The 4,489-nt window shown below is 29.8% G+C and carries 4 protein-coding genes; all 4 read right to left on the reverse strand.

The window, feature by feature from the left end:
* Positions 1–489, reverse strand: a 489-nt coding sequence (pgk, locus tag ACI3VO_RS06950; protein ID WP_439757210.1) for a phosphoglycerate kinase, incomplete at its 3' end; no start/stop codon positions are given.
* A 236-nt stretch (positions 490–725) separates the two neighbouring features.
* Positions 726–1,733, reverse strand: coding sequence for a type I glyceraldehyde-3-phosphate dehydrogenase (gap, locus tag ACI3VO_RS06955; protein ID WP_439757211.1), 1,008 nt, complete (start codon positions 1,731–1,733; stop codon positions 726–728).
* A gap of 112 nt (positions 1,734–1,845) precedes the next feature.
* Positions 1,846–2,889 (reverse strand): sugar-binding transcriptional regulator, encoded by a 1,044-nt coding sequence (locus ACI3VO_RS06960; RefSeq protein WP_439757212.1) that lies wholly within the window; start codon positions 2,887–2,889, stop codon positions 1,846–1,848.
* Positions 2,890–3,094: 205 nt separating this feature from the next.
* Positions 3,095–4,462, reverse strand: a complete 1,368-nt coding sequence (gene rpoN, locus ACI3VO_RS06965; RefSeq protein WP_439757213.1) for an RNA polymerase factor sigma-54 — start codon at positions 4,460–4,462, stop codon at positions 3,095–3,097.
* Between the last annotated feature and the right edge of the window lie 27 nt (positions 4,463–4,489).

Below are 4,489 nucleotides of genomic sequence, written 5' to 3' on the forward strand. Positions count from 1 at the left end.
TTTCCAGATATTTTTCACATTGATAATACAGAAGAGGAATGCATCATTTACATATATTTCTGCTAATGAAGCTAATTCTTTAGAGTAGTTTTCTTCGTTTTTAGTTTCTTCTTTTCTATATCTAGTGTTTTCTAATAAAACAACATCTCCATTTTGCATTTTTTCAACAGCAGCCTTTGCATTTTCACCAACAACGTTAGCATCTGCAGCAAATACTACTTCTTGTCCTAGCATTTCAGATAATCTCTTTGCAACTGGTGCTAAAGATAATTCTGGTTTAGCTTCTCCTTTTGGTTTTCCTAAGTGAGAGCATAATATAACTTTTGCACCTTGTGCTATTAAGTATTTTATTGTTGGTAATGCTCCTACTAATCTGTTTTCATCAGTTATTACTCCATCTTTTAGAGGAACGTTGAAATCGCATCTTACTAAAACTTTTTTTCCTGTAACATTGATATCTTCTATTGTTTTTTTGTTTAACATTGACATAATTAAACTCCTTTCAAAAGTAAACTTATTCTTTTTTATAATATATCACTTTCTAATATATCATATTTTTGAATAAAGTAGGTATTAAACGATTACAGCTGTTTATTTTAATTTTATTTATTATTATTATCTATATGTAGTTTTATTTTTATGTTAAATTTATTTATTCCGTCTTATCCTAAAAAAGTCCGGAGCCGTAGCAATATACTACAAACCCGGACCCTACTATGCCTAAACTATTTTGCTAAGTTTGCAAAATATCCTAAAGTTCTTACTAATTGAGAAGTATAAGACATTTCATTGTCATACCAAGCTACAACTTTAACTAATTGTTGTCCATTAACTTCCATAACTTTTGTTTGAGTTGCGTCGAATAATGAACCGTAGCTCATTCCTATTATATCAGAAGATACTAAGTATTCTTCAGTGTATCCGAATGATTCAGTTGAAGCTGCTTTCATAGCTGCATTTACTTCTTCTACAGTAACATTTTTGTCTAATGTACAAACTAATTCAGTTATTGAACCAGTTACAACTGGAACTCTTTGAGCAGCTCCGTCTAATTTACCTTTTAATTCTGGTATAACTAAACCGATAGCTTTTGCAGCACCTGTAGTGTTAGGAACTATATTTCCTGCTGCAGCTCTTGCTCTTCTTAAATCACCTTTCTTGTGAGGACCATCTAAAGTATTTTGGTCATTTGTGTAAGCATGTATAGTTGTCATTAAACCTTTTTGTATACCGAATTTATCGTTTAAAGTTTTAGCCATTGGAGCTAAGCAGTTAGTTGTACAAGAAGCACCTGATATAACTGTTTCAGTTCCATCTAATGTATCGTTGTTTACGTTGAATACTATTGTTTTAACATCTCCTGTTGCTGGTGCAGATATAACTACTTTTTTAGCTCCTGCTTTTATATGAGCTTCAGCTTTTTCTTGAGAAGTGAAGAATCCAGTACATTCTAATACTATATCTACTCCTAATTCAGCCCATGGTAAGTTTTCTGGGTTAGCTTCTGCAGTTACTTTTATTTCTTTTCCGTTTACTACGAAAGCACCTTCTTTAACTTCTATTTCACCGTTGAATCTACCTTGAGCAGTATCATATTTGAATAAGTGAGCTAACATTGCTGCATCTGTTAAGTCGTTTATTGCTACTACATCAAATTTGTCAGTTTGTTCCATTAATTTTCTTAATGCTAATCTTCCTATTCTACCAAAACCATTAATTGCTACTTTAACCATTGTATTTAACCTCCTAAAAATAAAACCTATTTTTTTATTTATATTTTCTGTATTTTTTACTAATTTATTTATTATTTATTAGCTACCTGCTAATTTTATTAACCATATTTATTTAACCATTTTTTTGTTGATCGTTTATCAACTCTATAAGTCTTTGTCCACTATGCTCGTCAGTTACTAAAACTAAGTTTTTGTTAATTTTAGATATTGCTAGAAAAGCTTCTATTTTCTTTGCTCCTGCAAATACTGCTATAACTTCTCTTGCTTGTTTAACACTATCTAAATCTATTCCGATTGTATTTAACCTGTATACAATCTCACCCGCTTGATTGAAATAATATCCGAACGATTCTCCTACTGCACCTTTATCTAGTATTTCTTTCGTTCTCTCCTCTGATAAATTTCTTCTGACTAACATCTCATCAGCTCTACCTACACCAAACACAACTATGTTTGATTTAGAAACTAAATCTAAAGTTCTCTTTATTTCAGGCTCTTGAGCTAACATCAACATAGACTCGATTCCTAATTTATCAGGTAAATTAAGTAGTGCATATTTTGATTGTAAACTCTTGCTTATATTTGCTGCTATGTTGTTCGATTGTATCTCCACATTTACTCCTACGCTACCTCTAGCAGGTACTATTGTTACATTTTCAAATTTCTTATCCGATTTTATACTCTTTGAAAATTGTAACATTGTTGTTCCACCTGTTATAGAAACTATATCTCCGTCCTGTAGTATATTCGTAAAATACGATGCCGCCGATCTACCTACGTCAATCAAAACACTCTTATTATTTTCGTAATCCCCAGGTACAAGTATTACCTTCTTTATACCTAATAGCTGAGTTAACTTTTCTTCTAGTGTTGATAATCCCATAACTTCATTCATGATATCTCTTAGTCCGTCTAATAATTCGATACCTTCTTGAGTTATTTTCATACCTGATGTCTCAACGCTTATCAGATTTTGTTCTCTTAATACTTCTGTTTCCGAGCGAACAACTCTTTCACTCAACCCTAGCTCATTTGCTAAACTTCTTCTTCCGATTGTTTCGTTTAGATATATTTGTCTAAGTATTGAGTAGCGTTTAATCATCATATCAAGCACTTGTGGAATCAACTTTTGTTGCATTTTTAATAAATTATTCATAAGTCTATCCCTCATTTTTATTTATTGATTTTTTAATCCGGGACTTTTTAAGTCCTATGTATCAATTTGTGTCCCACAAGATAATTATATTTTATCTTAGATATAAATATTTTTCAATACGTTTTATTAAACTTTTGTTTTTTTTAACTTATTATTAAGTTTCTTTTTTATTATTTAATATGGACCACGTTTTCCTACAATTATTCTATTCCAAAAATAAGGTCTTCCTTTTATTTGATGGCAGTATTTCCAATTCTTCCCTGTATTTTGTCACAGTTCTTCTAGATATATTTACCCCATTTTTATTTAATAATTGTTTTATTTTTTCATCGCTTAATGGTTTTGTTTTATTTTCTTTTCTTATTATATCCTTGATGAAGTTTTTTATACTTATTGCAGATGTATCTTTTGTTCCTTGAGTTTCTAAACCTTTTGAAAAGAAATACTTAAATTCAAACATACCAAAAGGTGTCAGCATATATTTTCCATTTACACCTCTGCTTATAGTAGATTGATGTAAATTTAATTCATCTGCTAGCTCTTGCATTTTCATAGGTTTTATGTAGTTTGTGCCTTTTTCAAAAAATTCTTTTTGTCTTTTTAATATGGATTTGGCTATCTTTATTGTTGTCGATTTTCTATTTTCTATATTTTTTATTAGGTTTAATGCACTATCTAGTCTTTCTTTTATAAATTTCTTAGTTTCTTCATCAGCATCTTCTTTGTTTAACATATTTTGATAAAATGAATTTATATTTATGCTTATATCGTTCTTGTCATTGCTGACGACAATAAAGCTTCCATTTATTTTTCTTATTATTACATCTGGTTTTATGTATTGTACATCGTTTGTGTTGTACATTTTCCCTGGTTTCGGTTCTAGATGTTTTATTATCTTTATATAGTTTATACATTGTTCTTTATTTATACTGTATTTTTTACATATAGGTTTTATTTTTTTATTAGCTATGTTGTTTAGGTCTTCTTTTATAATTTGATCTAGCAAATTATCCTTTATATTCAAATTTTTAAGCTGTATCGACAAGCATTCCTCTAAAGTAGTTCCACCCACTCCATTTGGTTCAAGCGATTGGACATAACCTTTGCATGTATCATATGTATTTTTGTCGATTTTAAGCTTTTCCATAATTAATTTTTCATCTTGTTCATTTAAATATCCATTTTCATCTAGGCTGTCTATTATATATTCGCAAATTTTTCTTTGAGTTTTGTCAATTTTATAGTATCTAATTTGATTTTTTAGATAATCGTATAAATTCTGATTTGCTCTCACCATATTTTCGAAATCGACTTCATTATCTACGTTATATGCAAATTCGTTTTTGTCTTTATATGTGTATTTTTGCATATTTTTAATGTATTTTTCCCAATCTACTGTCCTATCGTTGTCTTTAGTGTCAATCTCTATAATAGGATTTTCTTCAGCTTGTTTTTTTATTTCATTTTCTAGCTCTACAGCGCTCATGTTGAGAATTTTTAAGGACTGCATTAATTTCGTAGTCATTATAAGCTTTTGCGATTGACTCAATTCTAAACCGTAATCGATTTCCATGTCCTCCCCCCCTTTTTTACCTTGTAT

The organism is Intestinibacter sp. (genome assembly GCF_051866655.1).
Taxonomy (GTDB): domain Bacteria; phylum Bacillota; class Clostridia; order Peptostreptococcales; family Peptostreptococcaceae; genus Intestinibacter.

Bases quoted from the DNA above. Each gene is read 5' to 3' on its own strand.
- gap (WP_439757211.1), bottom strand. From the start codon at position 1,733: ATGGTTAAAGTAGCAATTAATGGTTTTGGTAGAATAGGAAGATTAGCA.
- ACI3VO_RS06960 (WP_439757212.1), bottom strand. From the start codon at position 2,889: ATGAATAATTTATTAAAAATGCAACAAAAGTTGATTCCACAAGTGCTT.
- rpoN (WP_439757213.1), bottom strand. From the start codon at position 4,462: ATGGAAATCGATTACGGTTTAGAATTGAGTCAATCGCAAAAGCTTATA.